Annotated in this window: 20 protein-coding genes, 1 tRNA gene and 3 pseudogenes; 8 read left to right on the forward strand and 16 right to left on the reverse strand. The window is 71.6% G+C overall.

Annotated features, from left to right (window positions below; all coding sequences use genetic code 11):
- Nucleotides 1-4: 4 nt before the first annotated feature.
- Both ER308_RS06130 and ER308_RS06135 read right to left on the reverse strand, forming a co-directional pair.
- On the reverse strand, nt 5-1,312 hold the full coding sequence (locus tag ER308_RS06130) for an RNA polymerase sigma factor (protein ID WP_205745932.1): 1,308 nt from the start codon (nt 1,310-1,312) through the stop codon (nt 5-7).
- Nucleotides 1,285-1,704, reverse strand: coding sequence for a YciI family protein (locus ER308_RS06135; RefSeq protein ID WP_131154157.1), 420 nt, complete (start codon nt 1,702-1,704; stop codon nt 1,285-1,287). The genes ER308_RS06130 and ER308_RS06135 overlap by 28 nt, the downstream gene beginning before the upstream one ends.
- A gap of 189 nt (nt 1,705-1,893) precedes the next feature.
- Here ER308_RS06135 and ER308_RS23355 point away from each other — a divergent pair.
- Both ER308_RS23355 and ER308_RS06145 read left to right on the forward strand, forming a co-directional pair.
- A pseudogene (locus tag ER308_RS23355) lies at nt 1,894-2,490 on the forward strand (nitrilase-related carbon-nitrogen hydrolase); the annotation flags it as partial.
- Nucleotides 2,491-2,807: 317 nt separating this feature from the next.
- Complete coding sequence (locus ER308_RS06145) at nt 2,808-3,176, forward strand: HNH endonuclease (protein ID WP_338029786.1); 369 nt, start codon at nt 2,808-2,810, stop codon at nt 3,174-3,176.
- On the opposite strand, the gene ER308_RS23125 is transcribed toward ER308_RS06145, so the two are convergent.
- Nucleotides 3,173-3,478, reverse strand: coding sequence for a hypothetical protein (locus ER308_RS23125; protein ID WP_420826212.1), 306 nt, complete (start codon nt 3,476-3,478; stop codon nt 3,173-3,175). The two genes, ER308_RS06145 and ER308_RS23125, sit on opposite strands and share 4 nt — an antisense overlap.
- A 125-nt stretch (nt 3,479-3,603) precedes the next feature.
- Nucleotides 3,604-4,221: a transposase gene (locus ER308_RS06155; RefSeq protein ID WP_131154160.1), complete on the reverse strand. Its 618-nt coding sequence runs from the start codon at nt 4,219-4,221 to the stop codon at nt 3,604-3,606.
- A gap of 202 nt (nt 4,222-4,423) precedes the next feature.
- Here ER308_RS06155 and ER308_RS06160 point away from each other — a divergent pair, with 202 nt between their 5' ends.
- Complete coding sequence (locus tag ER308_RS06160) at nt 4,424-5,110, forward strand: DUF1028 domain-containing protein (protein ID WP_131154161.1); 687 nt, start codon at nt 4,424-4,426, stop codon at nt 5,108-5,110.
- A gap of 47 nt (nt 5,111-5,157) precedes the next feature.
- Here ER308_RS06160 and ER308_RS23130 read toward each other — a convergent pair whose 3' ends face one another.
- The 6 genes and pseudogenes from ER308_RS23130 to ER308_RS06180 form a co-directional block, all read right to left on the reverse strand.
- Complete coding sequence (locus tag ER308_RS23130; protein WP_205745933.1) at nt 5,158-5,280, reverse strand: FAD-dependent oxidoreductase; 123 nt, start codon at nt 5,278-5,280, stop codon at nt 5,158-5,160.
- A 104-nt stretch (nt 5,281-5,384) separates the two neighbouring features.
- A pseudogene (locus ER308_RS23135) lies at nt 5,385-6,257 on the reverse strand (flavin monoamine oxidase family protein); the annotation flags it as partial.
- 50 nt (nt 6,258-6,307) lie between these two features.
- On the reverse strand, nt 6,308-6,862 hold the full coding sequence (locus ER308_RS06170; protein ID WP_131154162.1) for a hemerythrin domain-containing protein: 555 nt from the start codon (nt 6,860-6,862) through the stop codon (nt 6,308-6,310).
- Between the two features lie 1,055 nt (nt 6,863-7,917).
- Complete coding sequence (locus ER308_RS06175) at nt 7,918-8,616, reverse strand: GAF and ANTAR domain-containing protein (RefSeq protein ID WP_165491856.1); 699 nt, start codon at nt 8,614-8,616, stop codon at nt 7,918-7,920.
- A gap of 234 nt (nt 8,617-8,850) precedes the next feature.
- Nucleotides 8,851-9,027 (reverse strand): hypothetical protein, encoded by a 177-nt coding sequence (locus tag ER308_RS21400; RefSeq protein WP_205745934.1) that lies wholly within the window; start codon nt 9,025-9,027, stop codon nt 8,851-8,853.
- A gap of 55 nt (nt 9,028-9,082) precedes the next feature.
- The gene (locus tag ER308_RS06180; protein ID WP_276319889.1) at nt 9,083-9,481 is read right to left on the reverse strand and encodes a transposase; all 399 of its coding nucleotides are present in this window, start codon (nt 9,479-9,481) and stop codon (nt 9,083-9,085) included.
- Between ER308_RS06180 and ER308_RS22005 the strand changes: the two are divergent.
- The 4 genes and pseudogenes from ER308_RS22005 to ER308_RS06195 form a co-directional block, all read left to right on the forward strand.
- Nucleotides 9,473-9,610: pseudogene (locus ER308_RS22005) on the forward strand (IS3 family transposase); the annotation flags it as partial. The gene ER308_RS06180 and the pseudogene ER308_RS22005 overlap by 9 nt on opposite strands.
- Before the next feature lie 275 nt (nt 9,611-9,885).
- Nucleotides 9,886-9,958, forward strand: a tRNA-Arg gene (locus ER308_RS06185).
- 150 nt (nt 9,959-10,108) lie between these two features.
- A complete protein-coding gene (locus ER308_RS06190) occupies nt 10,109-11,074 on the forward strand; it encodes a DMT family transporter (RefSeq protein ID WP_205745936.1) in 966 nt (321 codons plus the stop codon).
- Nucleotides 11,075-11,246: 172 nt separating this feature from the next.
- Nucleotides 11,247-12,290, forward strand: coding sequence for a hypothetical protein (locus ER308_RS06195; protein ID WP_131154166.1), 1,044 nt, complete (start codon nt 11,247-11,249; stop codon nt 12,288-12,290).
- A gap of 123 nt (nt 12,291-12,413) precedes the next feature.
- Here the strand turns inward: ER308_RS06195 and ER308_RS06200 are convergent, their stop codons facing one another.
- The 6 genes from ER308_RS06200 to ER308_RS06225 form a co-directional block, all read right to left on the reverse strand.
- Nucleotides 12,414-13,040, reverse strand: a complete 627-nt coding sequence (locus ER308_RS06200) for a response regulator (protein WP_131154167.1) — start codon at nt 13,038-13,040, stop codon at nt 12,414-12,416.
- Between the two features lie 6 nt (nt 13,041-13,046).
- Entirely contained in the window at nt 13,047-14,195 is a 1,149-nt protein-coding gene (locus ER308_RS06205) for a sensor histidine kinase (protein ID WP_131154168.1), read from the reverse strand.
- A 311-nt stretch (nt 14,196-14,506) separates the two neighbouring features.
- Nucleotides 14,507-15,373: a hypothetical protein gene (locus ER308_RS06210; protein ID WP_205745937.1), complete on the reverse strand. Its 867-nt coding sequence runs from the start codon at nt 15,371-15,373 to the stop codon at nt 14,507-14,509.
- A gap of 135 nt (nt 15,374-15,508) precedes the next feature.
- Nucleotides 15,509-16,627: an osmoprotectant NAGGN system M42 family peptidase gene (locus tag ER308_RS06215; protein WP_131156929.1), complete on the reverse strand. Its 1,119-nt coding sequence runs from the start codon at nt 16,625-16,627 to the stop codon at nt 15,509-15,511.
- A gap of 185 nt (nt 16,628-16,812) precedes the next feature.
- Nucleotides 16,813-18,513, reverse strand: a complete 1,701-nt coding sequence (ngg, locus tag ER308_RS06220; RefSeq protein WP_420826245.1) for an N-acetylglutaminylglutamine synthetase — start codon at nt 18,511-18,513, stop codon at nt 16,813-16,815.
- Between the two features lie 180 nt (nt 18,514-18,693).
- Nucleotides 18,694-20,496 (reverse strand): N-acetylglutaminylglutamine amidotransferase, encoded by a 1,803-nt coding sequence (locus ER308_RS06225; RefSeq protein WP_131154171.1) that lies wholly within the window; start codon nt 20,494-20,496, stop codon nt 18,694-18,696.
- 302 nt (nt 20,497-20,798) lie between these two features.
- Between ER308_RS06225 and ER308_RS06230 the strand changes: the two genes are divergently transcribed.
- Nucleotides 20,799-21,005: a cold-shock protein gene (locus tag ER308_RS06230; RefSeq protein WP_131154172.1), complete on the forward strand. Its 207-nt coding sequence runs from the start codon at nt 20,799-20,801 to the stop codon at nt 21,003-21,005.
- The last annotated feature ends 47 nt before the right edge of the window (nt 21,006-21,052 follow it).

Below are 21,052 nucleotides of genomic sequence, written 5' to 3' on the forward strand. Positions count from 1 at the left end.
ACCTTCAGCTGAGGTCGCCGAGCTTGCGCTCGAGCACGGCACGTTCGCGGTAGTTCGCGCAGAGGTCGACGGCTCGGCTGAGCTCCGACCGGGCCTCCTCGGTCCGTCCGAGGCGGGTCAACAGCTCGCCGCGCACGCTCGGCAGAAGGTGGGAGCCAGCGAGCCGCTCGCTGCCGGCCAGGTCGTCGACGACGGGCAGCGCGACGGCGGGCCCCAGCGCCATCGAGAGCGCCACGGCGCGGTTCAGCTCGACCACCGGGGAGGGCGCCAAACGTTCGAGCGCCTCGTACAGCACCACGATCCGCTCCCAGTCCGTGTCGTCGACCGAGGGGGCGACCGCGTGGCACTCGGCAATCGCAGCCTGCAGGCCGTACGCGCCAAGGCCCCGGCCCGCCCCCGCGGCGCGGGCAAGCGCGGCGCGACCACGCCCGATCGCGGCCCGGTCCCACCGTCGCCGGTCCTGGTCCTCGAGCAGCACCGGGTCGCCCTCGGGGCCGGTGCGGGCCGGGAACCGGGCGGCGGTCAGCTCGAGCAGCGCGAGCAGGCCGTGAACCTCGGGCTCGTCGGGGGCCAGGCGCGCGAGGACCCGCGCCATCCGCAGCGCCTCATGGGCGAGGTCGGGGCGAATCAGGTCGTCGCCGGACGTGGCCGTCGATCCCTCCGTGAAGACCAGGTAGACGACACTCAGTACCGAGCCCAGCCGCTCCCGGCGCTCCTCGGGCGGTGGCACCTCGAACGGGACCCGGGCGGCCGACAGGGTCTTCTTGGCTCGGGTGATCCGCGCCTGCACCGTCGCGGTGGGCACGAGGAACGCGCGGGCGATCTCGTCGCTGGTCAGGCCGCCGATGACCCGCAACGTGAGCGCGACCTGCGCCTCCGGCGACAGCGCCGGGTGACAGGCGGTGAACGCCAATGCCAGCACGTCGTCGTCGACCCGGTCCGGATCGAACAGCAACGCGCCCTCGGACGCCGCGCCCGAGGACGCCGGCGACCCGCCCGAGGCGGCGCCGCCCTCGCCCAACTGGTGGGCGAGGGCGGCGTACCGCTCGTCGAGTGCGGCGCGACGCCGGAACGTGTCGATCGCCCGGCGCCGGCCCACGGTCGTCAGCCACCCGGCCGGGTTGTGCGGCACACCGTCGCGGGGCCAGGCCACCAGCGCCTCCGCCAGGGCCTCCTGGGCGACGTCCTCGGCCAGCGCGACGTCCCCGGTGTAGCGGGCCAGCGCCCCGACGATCCGGGCCGACTCAATCCGCCACACCGCGCCGACGACGTGCCGCGCGTCCCTCACAGCTGGCCCGTGGCCTCCCGCCACGCCCGCTCCTTCCGGGTCCACTCGTTGTCCTGCGGGAACTCCTCGACGCTGTTGACCCGCCGGATCTCGAGCTTGCTTCCCGGGCCGGTCAACGGCGCCCGCTTGGCCCACTCGATCGCCTCGTCCTTGGAGGCGACGTCGACGATCCAGAAGCCGGTGAACAGCTCTTTGGTTTCCCCGTACGGCCCGTCGGTCACCACCGGCGGCTGCGACGAGTAGTCGACGACCACGCCCTCCGACGCATCATCGAGCCCCTCGGCCGCGACGAGGACCCCGGCCGAGATCATCTCCTGGTTGAACCGGCCCATCGCCTCGATGATCTCCTCGAAGTCGACGTGCTCGTAGGCCGCGAAGGTCTCGTCGGTCGCGCGCATGATCAGCATGTACTTCACGGTTCGCTCCTTCTGTCTCGGGGTCCCGCTCGGGACCCTCGCACCCCTAGGTCGAATGGTGGGACGTCCGAATCGACACCGTCGCGGGGAGATTTCTCGTCAGGACCGTGCGGGTCAGCGGCCGCGGCGGCCTTGCCGCCCCGCGGGCAGACTGAAGCCGTCTGGGAAGGTATCCGGCGGGAGGAACCCGTGAGCGAACAGCTGGCCGTCGCGGCCGCGCAGCCGCCGACGAGGCCCGAGGACCCCGAGTCCAACGCGCGAGCGCACGCCGCGGCGATCGCGCGTGCGCGCGCTCGTCTGGTGGTCTTCCCCGAGCTGTCCCTCACCGGCTACGACCTGGAGGCCGCACCGGTCCAGCCGGGCGACACGAGCCTGCGACCCGTCATCGAGGCTGGTGGCCGGTCCGGCGCGACCGCGCTCGTCGGCGCACCGGTGACCGAGGGCGGCCGCGCGTCGATCGCGATGCTCCGCGTCGAGGCTCACGGCGCGCAGGTGGCGTACCGCAAGCGCTGGCTCGGCGAGGAGGAAGCGGTCCGCTTCGACGGTGGCGCGAAGCGCAACAGGGCAGCAGGCGCGCACGCGATTCCCACCGCGGTCGACCAGCTGCGCGTGTGGCGGCACGGGGATCAGCGTGCCCACACAAGCCCCTGCTGGTGCTGCTCATGCTGGGGCGTGTCCAGCGCGGCCAACGCTTCGTTGCCTTCAGCGACATCGAGGACGAGTTGCGCGCGGCTGGCCGACTTCGGCCCGCCGCGCCGACACCACCATCCCGAGTTCCCGTTCTGGCACTTGCGCAACGACGGGATCTGGGAGGTCGCCGACGCCGAGCCCCTGCGGAGCAGTAGACCGGCGCGACCCCCCGCTCTCACGCCTGCGCCCCATGCAGGCCGGGTTCCCCGAGGAGATCCACGAGCAGCTCACCGGGGACTCCTCGCTCGTCCACGAGGTCGCCGAACGACTGCTGGCCGCGCACCTCCCCCGCCTCACTTCATGAGGACGTCCTGCCCCGCGTAGAGCTCGAGCTCGTCGAGCCGCCAGGCGATCGTCGACATGATCCCGCGTTCCGTGTCGAGGTCCTGCGCGCCTACGCCTACTGCTGCGCCGTGTGCGGCTACGACGGGAAGGTGGACACCACGCCGGTGGGATTGGACGCCGCACACGTGCGCTGGTGGGCCGCGGGCGGTCCCGACACCCTGGACCACGGGCTCGCGCTGTGCGCCCTTCACCACAAGGCCCTCGACCTCGGCGTGCTCGGCATCAGCGAGGAGCACCGCATCCAGGTCTCGCGCGCCTTCCACGGCGGCCAGCGCGCCCAGGCACTGGTGGCATCGCTGGCCGGCCACCCACTGGCGCTGCCGCAGCCCGGCGCGCCGACGCTCAGCGAGATCCACCGCGGCTGGCACGCCCGCGAGGTCTTCCGCGAGCCACCCCGCCAGCTGGCCGCGGCGGCCGAGGCCGACTCGCCCCCCTAAGTCGTGGCAACTCGCGGTGATCGGCCACCGAGTGGCCACGCGGCCAGGCGTTCTCCCACAGCTTGGTGACCGCGGGGCACTTCTCGCCCAGAGCTCGTTGAAGTCGGCGAGGCGCTCGGTAGCGGCCTGCCCGCTGGGCGCGGTGTACACCGGCCGCAGATCGCGGGCCATCTTGTCCCAGTCGGCTCGTGACGCCAGCCGGAAGGTGTAGCCGATGCAGGTGGCGGCACACACGTCTGGATGACCGCCAGCGGCCAGGTCGCCTCGATCGCTTCGGGCAGCCCTTTGAGGCCGTCGCACACGACGATGCAGACGTCCTCGGTGCGCGGTTCTCGGGTCTCGGTGAGCCCCTGCAGCCAGAACTACAGCGCCCATCGCCGCCCTGGCCGATCCAGATGCCTGCGGATGTCTCCGGTGCCCTCGGCGGTCATGCCGATGGCGGTGTCCGCGGGCCGGTTGGCCACCTGCCCGTCGCGGACCTCGGGCCACGACGCGCGCGATGAACACCGCGGCATACACGCGCTCGAGCGGCCGGTTCAGCCAGTCGCCCACCTCCTCTCTTGATCCGGTCGGTGATCTTCGACACCGTCTCACGCGACACCTCGGCGCCGTACACCTCCGCCAGATGGGCTTGCACCTCGCCGGGCGTCAGGCCCTTGGCCGATAGCGACAGCACCATCTCATCCACGCCCGACAGGCGCCGCTGGCGCTTCTTGACCAGCTTGGGCTCGAACGAACCCTCCCGATCCCGCGGCACCTCCAGCGGAACCGGGCCAATCTCGGTCAGCACCGTCTTCGAGCGGATGCCGTTGCACGAGTTGCTGCCGTCGCGGCCTTCGACGGCGTGCTTGTCATAGCCCAGATGCTCCGACAACTCGGCCTCCGGGCCCGTCTCGAGCAGGTGCTTGGTCAACCCCGTCAGCACCCCGTCGGGGCCGACCAGGTCCAGGCCTTCTTCGCGAGCCTGCTCCACGAGGCGTTCGGCGACTTCGCGGTCCTCGTCCGAGCGCTCCCGCTCGGCATCATGTCCAGTGGCATCGGTCATCAGCTGTCCCTTCCGGCCGAGCGGATAGCTCAGCCTGCCAGGTCAGCTCCGCTACACCCTTTAACGACACTTCCTTCAGTCAAGGCTTCTCGCCCATGGGCGGCCCGCGAGACGTTCGCTGTTCGAGACCGATGCCCGAAGGTTTCTCCCGCCGTACCAGGGGAACCCGTGGCACGGTTCGCAACCATCAGAGGGTCCCACCATGACGTTCTCCATCGCCACTCACGATCCCCACAGCGGATGGTTCGCTGCGGGCGCGGTCACCGCCATGCCGGCTGTGGGCAAGCTGGTCACCCACGCGCGAGCAGGGGTGGGCGCCGCGTGCACCCAGGCCACGATCAACCCGTACCTGGCCATCGACGGCTTGGCGCAGCTCGCCGATGGGCGGCACGCGCAGCCGGTGTTGAAGGAGCTGGTCAGCGCTGATCCTGGTCGCGACTTCCGCCAGGCCGGGCTCGTCGACGGCCACGGTGGCGCGTGGGCGTGGACCGGCGAGCAAACCCCCCAGTGGGCCGGCCATCTGGTGCATCCCCACGTTGTCGTCCAAGGCAATCGGCTCGTGGGCCCCGAGACGTTGGAGGCGACGCTCGAAGCATTCCAACAGCGTGACGGCCAAGTGCTCGCGCATCGCATCCTCGAGGCGCTGGCCGCCGGCGAGGCGACCGGGGCCGACACGAAAGGTGCGTTGTCGGCCAACCTGACGGTGTTCGCCACCGAGGACTATCCCCTGTGGGATGTGCGCGTCGACCACACCGAGGATCCCGTAGCCGCGTTGCGCAGCCTGGTCGAGGAGTTCGACCAGGAACTCCTCCCCCAAGTCCGAAAGCTGCCCACCCGGGCTGACCCCATGGGCGAGGCCGCTCGCGAGCAGACCGAATCGATCGGCTGAGGCGGGCGGTAGCGACCGCGCTCCTGGCCGGTCCATACGTGCGGGGTTCACGATCCCGCGCGCGACGGAAGGGCTCCGAGCACCTCCGCCGCCGCGCGCTCGCCCGAGGAGACTGCCCCGTCCATGTAGCCGAACCAGGAGGTCGCGGTCTCGCTGCCCGCCCAGTGCAAACGGCCAACGGGCTGGCGCAGCGCGGGGCCGTGCTGGGTCCACGTTCCCGGGCAACCGCGTTGGCCTTGATCACGCTGCCCATCGGCAGCCGTTGGACGAGTTGATCCGTCATCGCCGGCAGCGGCGGCTCGAAAGCGATGCGGCCGACCAAGGGAGGGGGGACCGCCACGACGACGCGTGAGGCCTGCACGGACTCCGCACCGTCTACCTCCACACGGACGCCGTCGGTGTCCTCGACGATCCGCCGGACCGGGGACTCCAGCTGCACCCGGCCCGGCAAGGAGGCGGCGATGCGATCGGCGAGCACCTGTGAGCCCCCGACGAAGCGCCGCTCGTGAATCCCCCCGGAACCTGCGAGCAGCCGCCTCGGCGACCCCGCGAACGCCACGTAGTAGGCCGCGTGCAAAAGCGACACCGAGGCCGGCTCCGTGGACAGCACCAGCCGGCACGCGAGCGTGGCCAATGCCCGTCCCTGCGCGGTGCGCAGGGTGCGGTCGAACCAGGTCGCCAGCGTTTCCCCGTCCAAGCGAGCCGCGGCGGGTGCGAGCCATGGCGCGTCGACCGGGACCTGCCGCGCCATCCGCCCGAGCCTATGTGAGGCCCGCGCGAGATCCGCGAGCACAGCGGGGCCGAACGGCGGCAACGAGCGGTGGAACCGGCGGATCTGCCCGCAGGTCTCCACGAGCGGCTCGCCGTAGTCGTAGCTGCGGAAGGTCTCCACGCCGAGCTCATCAGCCAGCGCGGCGATGCGCGTCTGCCCCGGACCGATCCACTGTCCCCCGGCTTCGAGGACCGTTCCGCCGGCGAGGACGTCGTTGCGCACTCGCCCGCCGACCCGGTCGCGTGCTTCGAGCACCACCACGTCCCGCGCTTCCTGCGCGAGCCGACGGGCGGCGGTGAGGCCGGCGAGGCCCGCGCCCACGACGGCGACGTCACAGACGCGCATCCTCGTGCCCCCTTCGGATTGCGCCGACATGCCGGGGCCGGTGGGGCGGGAATCCTGCGCCCCGACGAAGTGCTGACGGTTCAGTCGGCGAAGACGTTGCGGGCAGCGTCGCGGGCACGGTCGAAGGCTCCCACGATGGGGCCTGCGGCCGCGCGCGTCTCGGGCTGCTGGGGGGTTCCCGGATGCGGACGCGTGGGCCCGGAGTCACGCAGCTGCTGGAAGCGGCGCCCCATCTCGCGGCGTCGCTCAGCATCGACGTGCTCGCGGATCAACGGGAACTCGTCGCGCTCCTCGTGCCCAGCGTGCTCGACGACGTCGTCACGCAGACGGCCGAGCGACTCCATGAACTCATCGGACGTGGGGTCCATGTCGGCCATTTCGGCCAACAGATGCTCGGCCGAGTCCTCCTCGGCGAGCACCGCTTCGGCGACAGCCTGCCCGCTGGGCACGTCGTCGCGGACGGTGCGGTGCACCACTGCTTCCTCCGCCGCCTCGTGGCTGGCCAGGCGCGCGACGGTGTAGCGGAACAACTCCTCGCGCTCGTCCCGTGCCGCAGCCTCGAGCTCCTCGAACAACTCCCGGAACTCCCGATGCTCCTCGAGCAGCAATTCGACGATGTCGCGATCCTCAGCCATGGTCAACCTCCGGTATTCGAGTCGGCGCGTCGGTGCAGACGCCGCCCCTGCCTACCCGCGCTGCGCGCGCCGAATCCCGGGATGTCGTTCCGCCTCCGGGTCCACGCACCGACGGTCGCGGGGATGCGTCAGCTCCGTCGCGTGCTGCGTGATCCCTGGGGAAGAACGCGTGCGGCCACGTCTGGGACGTACTGGGTCTGGCGGAGGGGTGTGATCAGGACCCGGTCGCCACAACTCCAGGCTCGGCAGCGATCCGCACTGAGCGCGCCCTTCGAACGGCACGCTTTCCTTGTCGCCGCAGCTCGTCAGTTGACGGCGCCCCGGGGACCGCGCGCCATGGTCAGCCGCGGTGCGCGACGCGTCGCGTCGCGTCGCCTGCTCGGTCTGTTGGCCACCGCTCCTGTCTTCGGGGGCGTTTCTTGCCTTACTCCGCGGGCATCCGGAGGGAGCAAGAGGATCACGCATCCCCTCCATGGGAGGCGCGCCGCCATGTCCTGCAACCACGCTGCAGCCGAACCGAACGACGAGCCGGAGGGACGGTTTTACGAGGACGCTTGGGTTCACACCCACCGTTTCGCTGGTGTGAGCATCACCCACGCCCACCGCGGGGGCGCGAGTCCGCATGGGGTCTTCGAATACCCGGCCGCTGCGCCTCATGCCTGCGGTGAGCACGGCGAGGCGGCCTGACCTCGCAAGGTGCTGGCGAGGAGCGGCGCCACGGCAGCGAGGGCGCCGGCATGGGTTCCGCGCGCGTAGGCGCGCATGCGCTCGGGTCGGTTTCGGGAGAGGTTCACCGCTCGCTCACCCGCTAGGAGCATCGGCATCCCAGCGACCGCGAGCAGCCCATGAGCGGCGGCCTCGGCCTAGCAGCCGGATCAGCGGTGCTCATGGCGAAGGTCGACGGTGAACACCTCCTGCCCGGTTGTGAAACCCCCTGGTAGCAGGGACCTGCGTGGCCGCCATGGCTGCACCGTGGGTCTGCGCCGATCGCGCGGCGCGTGATCGACATGAGCGTGCGCGTGCGCGCCCGAACCGCGCGGGTGCGCCCCGGCCGGCTAGCAGTCGAGGTGGCCGTTGACGACGGCGCGGGCGGCGTCGTGGATGCGTTCGCGGCGGCTGCGGGCGGCGCCGCGGAGCCGCTCGAAGGCGGTGGCAGCGTCGAGGCCGTGGCGTTCGGCGAGCTTGCCCTTGGCCTGTTCGATCACCACGCGGCTGTCGAGCGCGTGTTGCAGCTGCTCGCGAACGGTGTCGCGCTCGACGATGGTCTGGGCGTTGAGGATGTAGGACGCGGCCATGTCAGCCAGCACCCCGGCGGCCTCGACCCGGTCGGCAGGCCATTCCTGTGGGCCACGGCGGTAGAGGTCGAGCGCGCCGAGGGGGCGTCCCGCCGCATACAGCGGGACCCCCGCGACCGCGCACCAACCCTGCTGCAACGCCACCGGGGTGAAGCGGGGCCACCGCGTCTCCGCGGTGAGATCGGCGCTGGTGACCACCTCCCCGCTGGCATAGGCCTCGTGACAGGGACCGTCACCGACTTCGGTCTGGTGGTCCTCGATGCGCACCACCTGCGCGTCCGACGCGCTCACGAACTGCAGCTCTCCGTGCTCGCCCAGCGACACGCCGGCGCCATCGATGTCGAGCGCGGCCACGACCTGGTCGGTGAGCCGGTACAACACATCACCAACCTCGTAGCCGTCCCTGAGCGTGCGCGCGTAGTCGGCGAACACCCGCACCAGCTCAGCCTGATCCACCATGGCCAGCCCCTCCATGCCTCTTGGGGTCGCCGCCTTCCCGACGAGAACGGCCACCCGACGAGCTCTGGACACCACAGGCGCCGGCGAGGTCAAGGCCGAACGGACACCCACCGTCGGTGGTGGACGTGGGCAGCGTCGGAGCGCTGCCAGGCAAATAGGCTAGCCGCCCCCTCCGCGCCCGTCACCTTCTCAGGTTGGGCCGTGGCGGCGTCACAGATCGAGGTCACCGGCAGTTCAGCCGCGCGACCGCGAACCCAAGACTAGAGTGAACCTTCCCCGCCACCTGAGCAACTTCAAGTGGCCCTCGCCGGTCGCGGCCACCGTGATCTGATCGATCTCGCGGCCGAGCTCGTCGACGGCGACCACAGTGTCGGTGCGGCTGTGCGCATCGATGCCAATCATGATCATCAACAGCCCCTTCTCGTCGACCTACTCCCAGTGGTCACGGCCGAGGGGCATGCCTCAATCAAGACCTCGTCGTGCTCCCATCAAGCCACCCCAGCCGCCCGGGCTCGAAGCGCCGCAGATCCAGGACAAACCACCACCCACCGGGCGGGGCAGCGAAATAGCGAGCGAACGCCCCGAGCCGCCCTTCAGCCTGACATTGAGGCGAAGTAGGCGGCCGCTCGTTTAGGATCTCACGCTCCTGCTCGAGCTGCTCGTTGCGCCGCTTGAGCTCGGTGTTCTCGGTCTGCAGCCGCTCGCGCTCGTCGCTGGACAGCCCCTCGCGCTCGCCCGCGTCGATCTCGGCCTGCCGGCGCCAGTCGCGGATCGCCTGCGCCGAACAACCCAGGTCCTGCGCCGCCTGCGCTGGGGTCATGCCCATCTCGGTGACCAGCCGCAGCGCCGCTGGCCCACCCGCCAGGCCGCCCGCACCGCCGTGTACACCTACATCGAGACCTTCTACAACCGCCGCCGACGCCACTCCACCATCCACTACCTGACCCCACTGGAGTACGAACAACCGCAGCCACCTATCGTGGCCGCGGCATAACCCACCCGTGTCCGTCACACCAGGTCAACTCCATCGTGTCCTCGAGGTCGGGAGCGCACTCCCCACCCGCCCCGCCCACCCCCGGTCAGGCGCCAGCGCGGTCTGCTACCGTGGCCTCGTCCGGGACAAGCCAGGGACAATCCTGGGACGGATCCGGACGGAAACACGCGGCAGTTCGTGGCAATCGGCTCCAGGAGGGCCGGACCGCGCCCCGACTGCCGCCGCACAACGAAGCCGCTGGTCAGCCCCCGAGAGGAGGAAGCCAGCGGGGCCATGCCCGCGTAGCTCAGGGGATAGAGCGACTGCCTCCGGAGCAGTAGGTCGCAGGTTCGAATCCTGCCGCGGGTGCCTTTCCGACCCAGCCCGTTCGCGGGCCGGGTCGTTGCATGGCCACGACTCGCGCGCAGTTCGCGCGCGTCGGTGCGTCGCGGCAGGATGCCGTCGCTCTGTGGGGCCCACACCTTCCCGCCCCCGCCGACGACGTTTGGAGCCGCCCGCGTGCCTGACCTCGCGCGACCAACGACGACCACCCGCACCGGATTCCTGCTGGTGGCCGCCGCCGCGGCCCTCTGGGGCACCGACGGGCTCTTCCGGTTCGGCCTGGCCGAGGGGCTGCCCGGCAGCACCGTCGTCGCCGCCGAGCACCTCATCCTCGTCGTCCTCATGTTCCCGTTGCTCGTCCGCGGCGCCCGGCGAGCCCGCCGCACCTTCTCTCCCGGCGACGTCGTCGCGCTGCTCCTGGTGGGCGTGGGCGCCTCCGCCGTGGCCACGGTGCTGTTCACCAGCGCGTTCGCGTACGGCGACCCGAACACGCCCCTTCTCCTGCAGCAGCTGCAGCCGGTGTTCGCGGTGCTCGGGGCACGTCTGCTGCTGGGCGAACGACTACGGCGCCGCTTCCCCGTGTTCTTCGTCGCCGCGCTGGCCGGTGCGTTCCTCGTGGCCTTCCCCGACCCCACCGAGGTCGGTGTCGCAGGGGCCGCGCCCGCGCTGCTGGCCGCGTCCGCCGCGCTGCTGTGGGCGATGGGCACCGTGCTGGGCCGCCGGCTCACGGCCAAGGTGAGCTTCACCGAGCTCGCCGCGCTGCGGTTCGGCGTGGGCCTGCCCGCCGCGCTCGCGCTCCTGCCGATCGGGGGCGGGGTGCAGGCGGCGACCACACTCGACGGCGCTGCGTGGCTGTCGCTGCTCCTGCTCGCGCTGATCCCGGGGCTGCTCGGGCTGGTCGTCTATTACCGCGGCCTGCGCGGCACTCCGGCCGCCAGCGCCACCCTGGCCGAGCTGGCGTTCCCGCTGAGCTCGCTGGTCGTCAACTACGTGGCCTTCGGGGCGGTGCTGACCACGAGCCAGGTCGTCGGCGTCGCATTGCTGGCGGGCACGATCGCCGTGATGGGGGTGGCACACCAACGGCGTCCCGAGGCCGCGGGGGTGGCCGTCCCCACCCGCTCGGGCCGCGTCGAGACCTCGTAGACCCGCTCGACAGAACCTGCGGGCCCCGGGTATCCGGCGAGCCCTCGAACCCGAGCAAGCACGTTTTCCGGGCTTCCCGGAGCCGGGGTTCAGGGTCCCTCCCGGACGCCGCCGCCCGGCCGGCCGAGCACGCTCTCCTCGACAGAGTCGCCACTGCGCGAAGGAGGGCGTCATGACCTCACGACCGACGGATTGGACCACGCGACCGCACCCGCCCGAGGAGGCCCGGGAGGAACCCCGGGTCCCACCCTGGTCGCAGCGCATACCCGAGCTGGTGGCGGGGATCGGCAGCCTCCTGCTCGCCCTCGCTGCCATCGGCGGGGTCATCCACTCGTGGGACTGGCTCTCGCAGCTGCAGCGCGGCGTCCTGCTGCTCGCCGTCGGCGTCGGGCTGACCGTCGCCGGGCTGTGGCTCGACGACCGGGTCCGGGATCCGCGAGCCCGCCACACCATCACGCTCGCCTGGGCGGGCGCGACCGCGCTGGTGATCGCCGCGGTCGACCTCATGGCCGGCGCGACCGGCATCCTCATGGCCGGCGCGACCGGCATCGTCGAGCGTGGGGTCGTCGCGGTGAGCGGCGCCGCCGGAGCCGCCCACGCCGGGGCGCTGCTGGCATGGCGGCGTCCCCGGGCGATGCTGCAGCACGTGACGTTGTTCGTCGCGCTCGTCTACGGGCTCGGCCCCCTGGCGGCGACGTCCACGGCAAGCGTCGACTTCACGACGGGGTGGACGTTGGAGCGCCTCGCGACCACGACGCTGTGGCCGCTGGTCTCGCTGCTCACCGGCGACATCCCCACCGCCGCGGTGCTACCCAACGCGCTCGGCCTCGCGGCGATCGGCGCCGCATGGGCGGTCGTCAGCGCCCGCGCGAGCGGCGCGCTGCGCTACACCGGGGTTGCCATCGCCTCGTTCGCGCTCGCCTGGGGCGCGCTGCTCGCCAACGGCGCCGACAACCCCGTGGGCTCGGCGATCGCGCTCGCGATCGTGCTCGGCCTGCTCGTGGGCGGGATCGCGCGTGAGGACGCGCTGCTCGTCACGCTGGGCTCGATCGGCACGACGGTCGCGGGCCTGCGGGTCCTCGCGGCCATCTTCGCCGGGGTCGAGCTGGTGATCCTCCTGACCGGCGGCCTCGGCTTGGCGATGGTCGCGGGCGCGCTCTGGGCCTTGCGGCGCCGCCGGGGCGTCGGCTCGGGACCGGGGCGCGGGGAGGGCTAGGACCCGAACTCGGAGAGGGCTAGGACCCGAACTCGGAGAAGGGACCGGGCGCGGGCGAGAGTCGGAGCAGGACACGACACGTCCACGGCGACCCGGAGCGGTACGCGGCGCGCGGGCGACGGCTCAGGCGAGGCGGCGCTCGCGCGCCCACCGCTCGAGCTGGCGTCGGTCGGTGAGCTGCAGCTTGCGCAGCACGTTCGACACGTGGGTCTCCACCGTGCGCGGGGAGACCACGAGCTCCTCGGCGGCCTCCCGGTAGGTGAGACCGCGCGCGATGACCCGCAGGGTCGCCAGCTCGCGCTCGGTGAGCGAGGCGAGGTCGGCGTCCGAGGCGACCGCGTCGGTCTGCTGGAACGCATCCAGGACGAACCCGGCGAGCCGTGGGGCGAAGACCGCGTCCCCACCCGACACGCGCGTGAGCGCCGCGAGGAGCTCTCCCGTCTCGGAGGACTTCGTGAGGTACCCCCGCGCGCCGGCGTGGACGGTGGCGATGACGTCGGCCGGGTCCTCGCTCACGCTGAAGGCCAGGAACCGCGCGTCCGTGCGATCACCGAGCCGGCCGATGACGTCCGCGCCGCTGCCGTCCGGGAGATGCACGTCGAGGAGCACGACGTCCGGCTCGGTGCGGGCGATCACCTCGACCGCCTCGGCGACGCTGCCGGCCTCCCCCACGACGTGCACGCTCCCAGCGAGCTCGCTGCGCAGGCCGCTGCGCACCACCTGGTGGTCGTCGACGATCACGATCCGCATCGGCGTTCAGCTCCCTGTCGGCGGCGTGGCGCCCGCCGTCTCGGTCGGCACCCGCAGCTCCCAGTCGCAGCCCTGCCCGGGCGCGGCTCGCACCCGGGCCACGCCGCCCGCGCGGTCGAGGCGCCCGCGGATCGACTCGGCGATGCCCCCGTGCCCGGCGGGCACGGCGTCAGGATCGAACCCCACCCCGCGGTCGCGCACGTGCGCGACCACCTCGTCCCCGAGCGCCTCGACGTAGACGTCGACTCGCTCGGCGCCAGCGTGCGCGCACGCGTTCCGGATCGCCTCACCGACGGCCTCGACCAGCGACCGTACCGCCGGGTCGTCGGGCGGGTCGCCGACCGCGACGACCTCGACGCGAGCGTGCGGGTGCGCGGTCTCGGCCTCCCGCGCGATCGCCTCGAGCCGCTCGCGAGGGGCTTCGTCCGCATGGTCCGTCGCAGCGCCCGACGGGGCGCCGAACAGCCAGCCGCGCAGCTCGTGCTCCTGTCGGCGGGCGAGGCCGCGAACCTCCTCGGGGATCTCCTCGCGCCGCTGCACGAGCGCCAGGGTCTGCAGGACCGAGTCGTGCAAGCGCGCGGCCGTGGCCGCGCGCTCCTCGGCGATCGCACGGGCCGCCCGCTCGGCCCGACTGCGCTCCTCGGCGGCGCGGATCTGCTTGCCGCCCCAGCCGATCACCGCGGCGCTCGCGAGGTAGAACACCGCGACCTCGACGGTCGCGGGCTCGGCGAGCTGCCCCACCGCCAGCGGCGCGCCAGCGGACAGGAGGCCAAGGGGCGCTGCGGCGGCCAGGCCCGCCCGCACCCCGATGAGCGCCGCCGCGTGGAGCACCGCCGCGAACGGGTAGCCGCCGGCGACCCCCGCCACGTCGAGGGCTGCGGGGAGCGCGATCGTCGCGGCGGCGATCGCGACGTCGGCCGAGACGAACCATGGAGACACGAGCTCGCGGCCGGCTCCTCGGGCCAGCACCACGCCCAGCGTCCACACCGCCGCGAGGGCGACCACGGTGAACGCGGTCGGCGCCGGCGCGTCACCGGAGGCGACGTGGGCGATGGCGATGAGCCCGGCCCACGCGACCCCGACGATGCGGTAGCCGAGCGCCACCCGCCGGATCGAGCGGGCGACCCGTGGCTCTTCGCGCGCCGACGGTGCCATGCGCACCCCTGTGGTCCGGACTACCGGGGCCGCCGCAGCGTCCCCCCGTACTCGGGCAGCACGATAGCCGCCGGCCGGTTCCGCACGGTCGAGGGTACGACGAAACCCCCGGCGCAAGGGCGGGAGCAAGCACCGGGGGTCCGTCGGTCGAGGTTAGGGCTCAGCACGTCGTCTGTACTTCCTCATCATGATGCCCAATGGACGCGTTCCTAGACCTAGCACCTGCCCGGTCAAACGGGCAGCCGATCGCAGTACGACAGTCTTCCTTCAGACCGGGCGTCAGGCAGTTGTAAGTTTTTGTGACTCGATTGTCAGCGGGGACCGGCCTCATCCTCGAGGCCGGCGAGCAACCCCTCAAGCGGCTGCTCATCGACCGCGCTACGGGGCCGGGCGACGTACAACCATGCGTGCAGGAACCCGTCGCTCTCGACGCCGTCCGGATCGATCCCCTGGTCGCGGAGATGGGTGAGGACCTGCTCCTGTTCGTGGTCGCTCGCGAACCGCCGCTGGGGGAACGTGCGTGGGGTGAACCGCTCGGTGACGAGGCCGTGGCGCTGCAGGGCTTCCTCGATGGGTCGCATGTCGACCCCGCGGAGGGCGAAGGCCGCCACCCACGGGGGCTCCGCGACCCGGGCAGCGCCGAGCACACGATCGAACGTCGCCGCCGTCACGTAGCTCATCCCACCGGTGACGGTGACCAGGCGGGCATCAGCCAGCGCTCGCGCCAGCTCCGGGCTCGGGTCGCGCTCCTCGAGGTTCTCGGCCGCGGCGACGTCGAGCAGGCCGACCCGGTCGGCGTACTGGATCGCGTTCGCGGCCACGTCGAGACCGATGGCGTGGACGGCATCCGCGCGTCGCCGATCGGCGAAGAAGCGCTTGTCCGCGAGCTGGAGATCCTCGGTCGCGAGATCGGCGAGCTCCGGGGAGCGGTAGCGGGCGTACAGCTCAGCGAGTACGACCTCGTGGTTCAGCAGCGCGGGATTCACCCCGTACGAGGTGCACAGGTCGACCAACGAGAACGGCTGCCCCTCGTCCCGCTCGCGCAGCACCTCCACCAGACGGCGGAACACCGCGCGTCCGTGCTCGGGGATCTGGTAGTCGAGCGGCGCGAGCGCCTGCGCGAACGCTCGCGGATCAGGCTGATCGTACACGTCGTCGAACGATGCCTTGCCCTTCATGGGACGGTTCCTCGCCATCTGCACTCCCTCCGACCGCTGCTCCCGAATGTCTGAAACCTCACGATAACCCCGCCTCGCGGGGGGCGCTGCGGGCACGAGCCCAACCGCTCCGACCCGAGGGATCCCCGCCCGCGTTCAGCGGTACTCACCGATCGCGGCCTCGGCGTCCTGGGCGGGGAAGTCCGCCAGCTCGCCCCGGCGCTCCTCGTCCCAGGCGAACATCAACGGGGTCTGGAGGTAGGCCACGAGGAGCTCGGCGACGTTGCGAATCCCGTCCAGGTGGGTGCGCTCGTGCCCGTGACTCGCGTCGACGCCGCAGCCGATCAGCGCGGCGCGGGTCTCGGCCCCCGAGTTGAGGGCGGTCGCGATGTCGGAGCGGTAGTAGTTGAACACGTCGCGCTGGGCGGGGATGCCGAGCTCCCGGCAGAGTCGCAGCAGCTTGCGGGTGAGGTGGTAGTCGAAGGGCCCGACCTCGTCCTTCATGGCGACGTTGACGCCGGTCTCGCGGCTGTACTGCCCGGGCGCCACGACCGCGTTGTCGACCGAGATCATCTCGGCGACGTCCGCGTCGAGCCCGTGGCTCGCCCCCTGGCCGACCTCCTCGGCGATCGTCACCAGCAGGTGTGCGTTGACCGGCAGCGCGAGCTCGTGGTCGATCACGCACTTGAACGCCCCGAGCGCGGCCGCGACACCGGCCTTGTCGTCGAGGTGGCGCGAGTTCACGAAGCCCGCCGGCGTGATCACGGGGTTGGCGTCGAGGGACACGAAGTCACCCGCGCGGATGCCGAGAGCCTCGGTCTCGTCCGGCGACTCGACGAACTCGTCGATGCGGACCTCCACCTGCTCCCAGGCCACTCGCTGGACGTCGACCTCGTCGCCGAACGTGTGGCCGCTCGCCTTGAGCGGCAACACGGTGCCCGTGTAGGTGGTGTCCGGGTCGTCGGTGAAAACCCGCACCCGCGCGCCCTCGGCGAAACGCGCGCTGAACGTGCCGACCGGTGTGACCTGCAGCCGGCCGTTCTCGCGGATCCGCTTGACGATGCAGCCGATCGTGTCGCTGTGGACGACCACCGCGCGGTCGGGTCGGGCCTGCTCACCCCGGACCTCGGCCACCAGGGAACCGAGCCGGGTGAGGTAGAAGTCGACGCCGAGCTGCTGCAGCTCCTCGCCGATCAGGTGCATGACCTCGTCGGTGCGACCGGTCGGGCTCGGCGTGCGCAGCATGCGGACGAGCACGTCGCGCACGTAGTCCATGTCGATCGGAAGGAGCTTCGGGCTCACGGACGCTCCTGGCGGGCACGGTGTCGGTCTGATCGAACCCTACCGCCCGGGACCGCGCACGCATGCCCTTCGGGCGCCCGGACGCGCGGGCGCGCGGGCGCAGCACACCCCGAGGTCCGGCCGCGCTGGAGCGCAGCACACCCCGAGGTCCGGGCGCGCTACGAACGCTCGACCTGACGGGTCTGAGGGAAGAGGAGGTCGATGAACCGCTGCGCGGTGGGTTGCGGCTCGTGGTTGGCGAGGCCCGGCCGCTCGTTCGCCTCGATGATCACGTACTCGGGTCCGTCCACTGCCGGCACGAGGAAGTCCAGGCCCACGACGGGGATGTCGAGCGTGCGGCTGGCATGGACGGCCGCCTGCGCCAGGTCGGGGTGCAGCTGCGCGGTGACGTCGTGGATCGTCCCCCCGGTGTGCAGGTTCGCGGTCCGCCTGACCTGCAGCGTCTCGCCCTCGGCGAGCACGTCGTCGAGGGCGTAGCCCGCGTCCGCCACGACCTGCGCGGTGTGAACGTCCAGCGGGATCCGCGCCTCCCCCCCGGTCGCGGCCGCGCGGCGACGGGACTGCTTGTCGACGAGCTCCCGGATCGGCCGGGACCCGGTGCCGACCACCTGGGCGGGCCGCCGCACCGCCGCCGCGACGACCTCGTGGTCGATGACGACGATCCGCAGGTCCTCGCCCTCGATGCACTCCTCGAGCAGCGCCTCGGGGCAGTGGCCCCAGGCCTCCGCCACGGCGTGACGCAACGTCTCAGCGTCGCGGACCCCGACCGTGACGCCACGGCCCTGCTCGCCCCGCGCCGGCTTGACGACGACCTCGCCGACCCGGTCAAGGAAGCTGGCGTCGCCGTCGTCGCCGGAGGCCAGCCGTCCCCGCGGCACGGTGAGGCCGGACTGCTCCAGGAGCCTGCGGGTCACCCGCTTGTCGTCGCAGTAGCTCATTGCCACGGCGGTCGTCATCTCCGACAGCGACTCGCGGGTCACGACCTCACGACCCCCGTGGGCGAGCGCGAAGAAGCCGCCCTCGGCATCGATGACGCGCACGGTGATCCCCCGGCGTCGCGCCTCGTCCACGATGAGCTGGGCATACGGGTTGAGCTCCTCGTCCGGCGGTGCCGGGGTGAACAACGGCTCATTGATCGGGTTCTTGCGCTTGACGCAGAACACCGGCACACGCTCGAACCCGAGCTTCTCGTAGAGGCGGATCGCCGCGGTGTTGTCGTGCATCACCGAGAGGTCCATGTACGAGCGCGCGCGAGCCTGGAAGCGCTCGGCCAGGGTGCGCACGAGCGCCTCCCCGACCCCCGGCTTCTGCGCCTGCGGGTCGACCGCCAGACACCAGAGGCTCGACCCGCCCTCGGGGTCGTTGAACGCGAACGGGTGGTCCACGCCGGTGACCGTGCCGATCACCTCCCCCGAATCGCCGTCCTCGGCGACGAGGTAGGTGAACGTCGGCGTGAGCTGGTTCGACCACATCGTCTCCGGGTCCGCGGGGACCATGTGGTTGCGGTGGTAGATGCGGTTCGTCGCCTCCGCGTCCTCCTCGGTCTGCATTTTGCGGACCACGACACCCCGGATCGGCTCTCGGGCGGGCCGGTAGCGGTGAAACCACAGCCGGTAGGTGTAGCTGGGATCGATGAACAGCTCGTCGGGGGCCAACGAGACGAGCACGTGCGGGTCCCGCAGGTACAGAGCGATGTCCCGGCGCTGGTCCTCCTCCTGGAGCATGACCTCGAGCAGGGCCTCGCGATCATCGAAGGTCTGACCGAAGATCAGCCGACCCCACCCGCAGTCCACGGCGACGTGAGCGGCGACCTCCTGCGCGAGATCGTCGGGGGGCTGTTCCCAGTTGCGCGTGGACAGCGCGTCCTCGCGCCCGCTGCGTGACTCGTGTCCGCGCGACGACCGGCTCCCGCGGCGGGAGGCCGGCTCGGGCGGTTCGGGATCTCGGGCGGGGATGGAGCGACTCCCTGTGCTCGTCGGGGCGGTCCGGGGCGGTCGGGGGCCTCAGCGGTCGGGTGGGCCTCAGCGGTCGGGTGGACCTCAGAGGTCCTGAGCCTGGAGCCACAGCTCGAGCAGCCCCAGCTGCCACAGCTTGTTCCCGCGCAACGGGGTCAGATGCTGCGGGTCGGTGCCCCCACCCGGACGCTCGTGCCCGGCGATCAGCTCGTCCACGTACTCGGGGCGGAACAGGCCCCGCTCGCGCGCCGCGGGCGCGTGCAGGGCCTCGCGGACCAGCTCCAGGTACGGGCCCTGCAGATACTTGAGCGCCGGCACGGGGAAATAGCCCTTGGGACGGTCGATCACCTCGCTGGGGATCACGCGCCGGGCGGCGTCCTTCAGCACCCCCTTGCCGTCCTGCGCGGTCTTCAGCTCGGGCGGGCACTGGGCTGCCAGCTCCACGAGCTCGTGGTCCAGGAACGGGACCCGGGCCTCCAGACCCCACGCCATCGTCATGTTGTCCACCCGCTTGACCGGATCGTCGACGAGCATGACGAGGCTGTCGATGCGCAGAGCCCGGTCGGCCGGGGTCTCGGCCCCCGGCCGGTCGAAATGTGCCTGCGCGAAGGCGCCGCTCGCGTCGTGGTCGACGAGGTGGCGGGCGGCGACCACTCGCGCCATCTCCTCGTGGTCCCGGTCGAAGAACGCCTCGCGGTACGTCTCGACGCCGCTGCCGGCGGCCTCCAGCATCGGCGGGTACCAGTGGTAGCCGGCGAACACCTCGTCGGCTCCCTGTCCCGACTGCACGACCTTCCGGCTCTTCGCGACCTCCTTCGAGAGGAGGTAGAAGCCGACCGCATCGTGGCTGACCATCGGCTCGCTCATCGCCTCGATCGCTTCCGACAGGGCCGGCAGCATCTCCTCGGTGGCGATGCGCAGCTGGTGGTGGTCCGTGCCGAACTCCTCCGCGACGACGTCGGAGTACTTGAACTCGTCGCCCTCCTCACCGCCGACCGATTCGAAGCCCACGCTGAAGGTCGCGAGGTCCCGTTGGCCCTCCTCGGCCAGCAGGCCGACGATGAGGCTCGAGTCGAGGCCGCCGGACAGGAGCACACCGACCGGCACGTCCGCGACCAGGCGCCGGCGGACCGCGACCCGCAGCGCTTCGAGCGTGGCGTCCTCCCAGTCCCGCGCGGTCCAGTCGGCCTTGCCCGGATCACGCTCGAAACGCGGTCGCCAGTACTTCTCGTCGCGCTCGCGCCCGTCGGGTTCGACGGTGCGCACGGTCGCCGGCGGGAGCTTGCGAACCCCCGAAAGGATGGTGTGGGGCGGGGGCACGACCGAGTGGAAGCTGAGGTAGTGGTGCAGCGCGACCGGGTCGACGGTGGTGTCGATGCCGCCACCGGCGAGCACGGCGGGAAGGGTGCTGGCGAACCGCACACGACCCTGGCCGGGCGCGAGGTAGAGCGGCTTGATGCCCAAGCGGTCACGAGCCAGCACCAGGCGCCCGGTGTCACGCTCATGGAGCGCGAAGGCGAACATCCCGTGGAAGCGCTCGACACAGCGGGCGCCCCACCGGTGGTAGGCCTTGACGATCACCTCGGTGTCGCTGTGGCTCCAGAACCGGTACCCGGCCTGCTCCAGCTCGCTCCGCAGCTCGGGATAGTTGTAGATGCAGCCGTTGAAGGCGATCGCGAGGCCGAGCTCGGGATCGAGCATCGGCTGCGCCGCGCGTTCGGAGAGGTCGATGATCTTGAGCCGCCGATGGCCGAGCGACACGTTGCCCTGCGCATAGATGCCGGCCCCGTCGGGTCCGCGCCGCCCCATCGACTCCGCCATGCGCGCGACCGCCGTGGTGTCCGCGAAGCCGCCGTCGGTGCGCACCTCACCGCTGAATCCGCACATGTGTCGGGATCCTTACTTCGCGAATCACGAACGGGGCTACGGCCCACCGGATCGGCCTGCGCCGGCACCGGACAGGATATTCCCCTGGTGGCGACCGGCAGCACGCACCCCCTGGGACGCCGATCGTCGGGCATCGTCCACTGGCCGCGCGCTCCGGGACCTCCCACCGCGGCCGTGGAGGTGCTACGGTTTCCCGCGAGGGCACGAGGTTCGTGAGTCTGCGTCAGTATGCCTGTTGCAGCCCCTCCCGATTCTCGGGAACTCCGGGGATCGCGCACGAAATAGAAGGTACGGAGGGCAACATGGCAGTAGGCACGGTCAAGTGGTTTTCGGACGACAAGGGCTACGGGTTCATCTCGCGCGAGGACGGCGATGACGTCTTCGTGCACTATTCGAACATCGAGTCCAACGACCGCTTCAAGACGCTCACTGAGGGCGCTCAGGTCGAGTTCGAGATCACGCAGACTTCGAAGGGCGCGCAGGCCGAGAACGTGAGGCCGGTCGCCTAGGCTCCCGCCGCGACGAAGCGTCGATGTGCCCCCGTCACGACGACGGG

Source organism: Egibacter rhizosphaerae, assembly GCF_004322855.1.
Classification (GTDB): domain Bacteria; phylum Actinomycetota; class Nitriliruptoria; order Euzebyales; family Egibacteraceae; genus Egibacter; species Egibacter rhizosphaerae.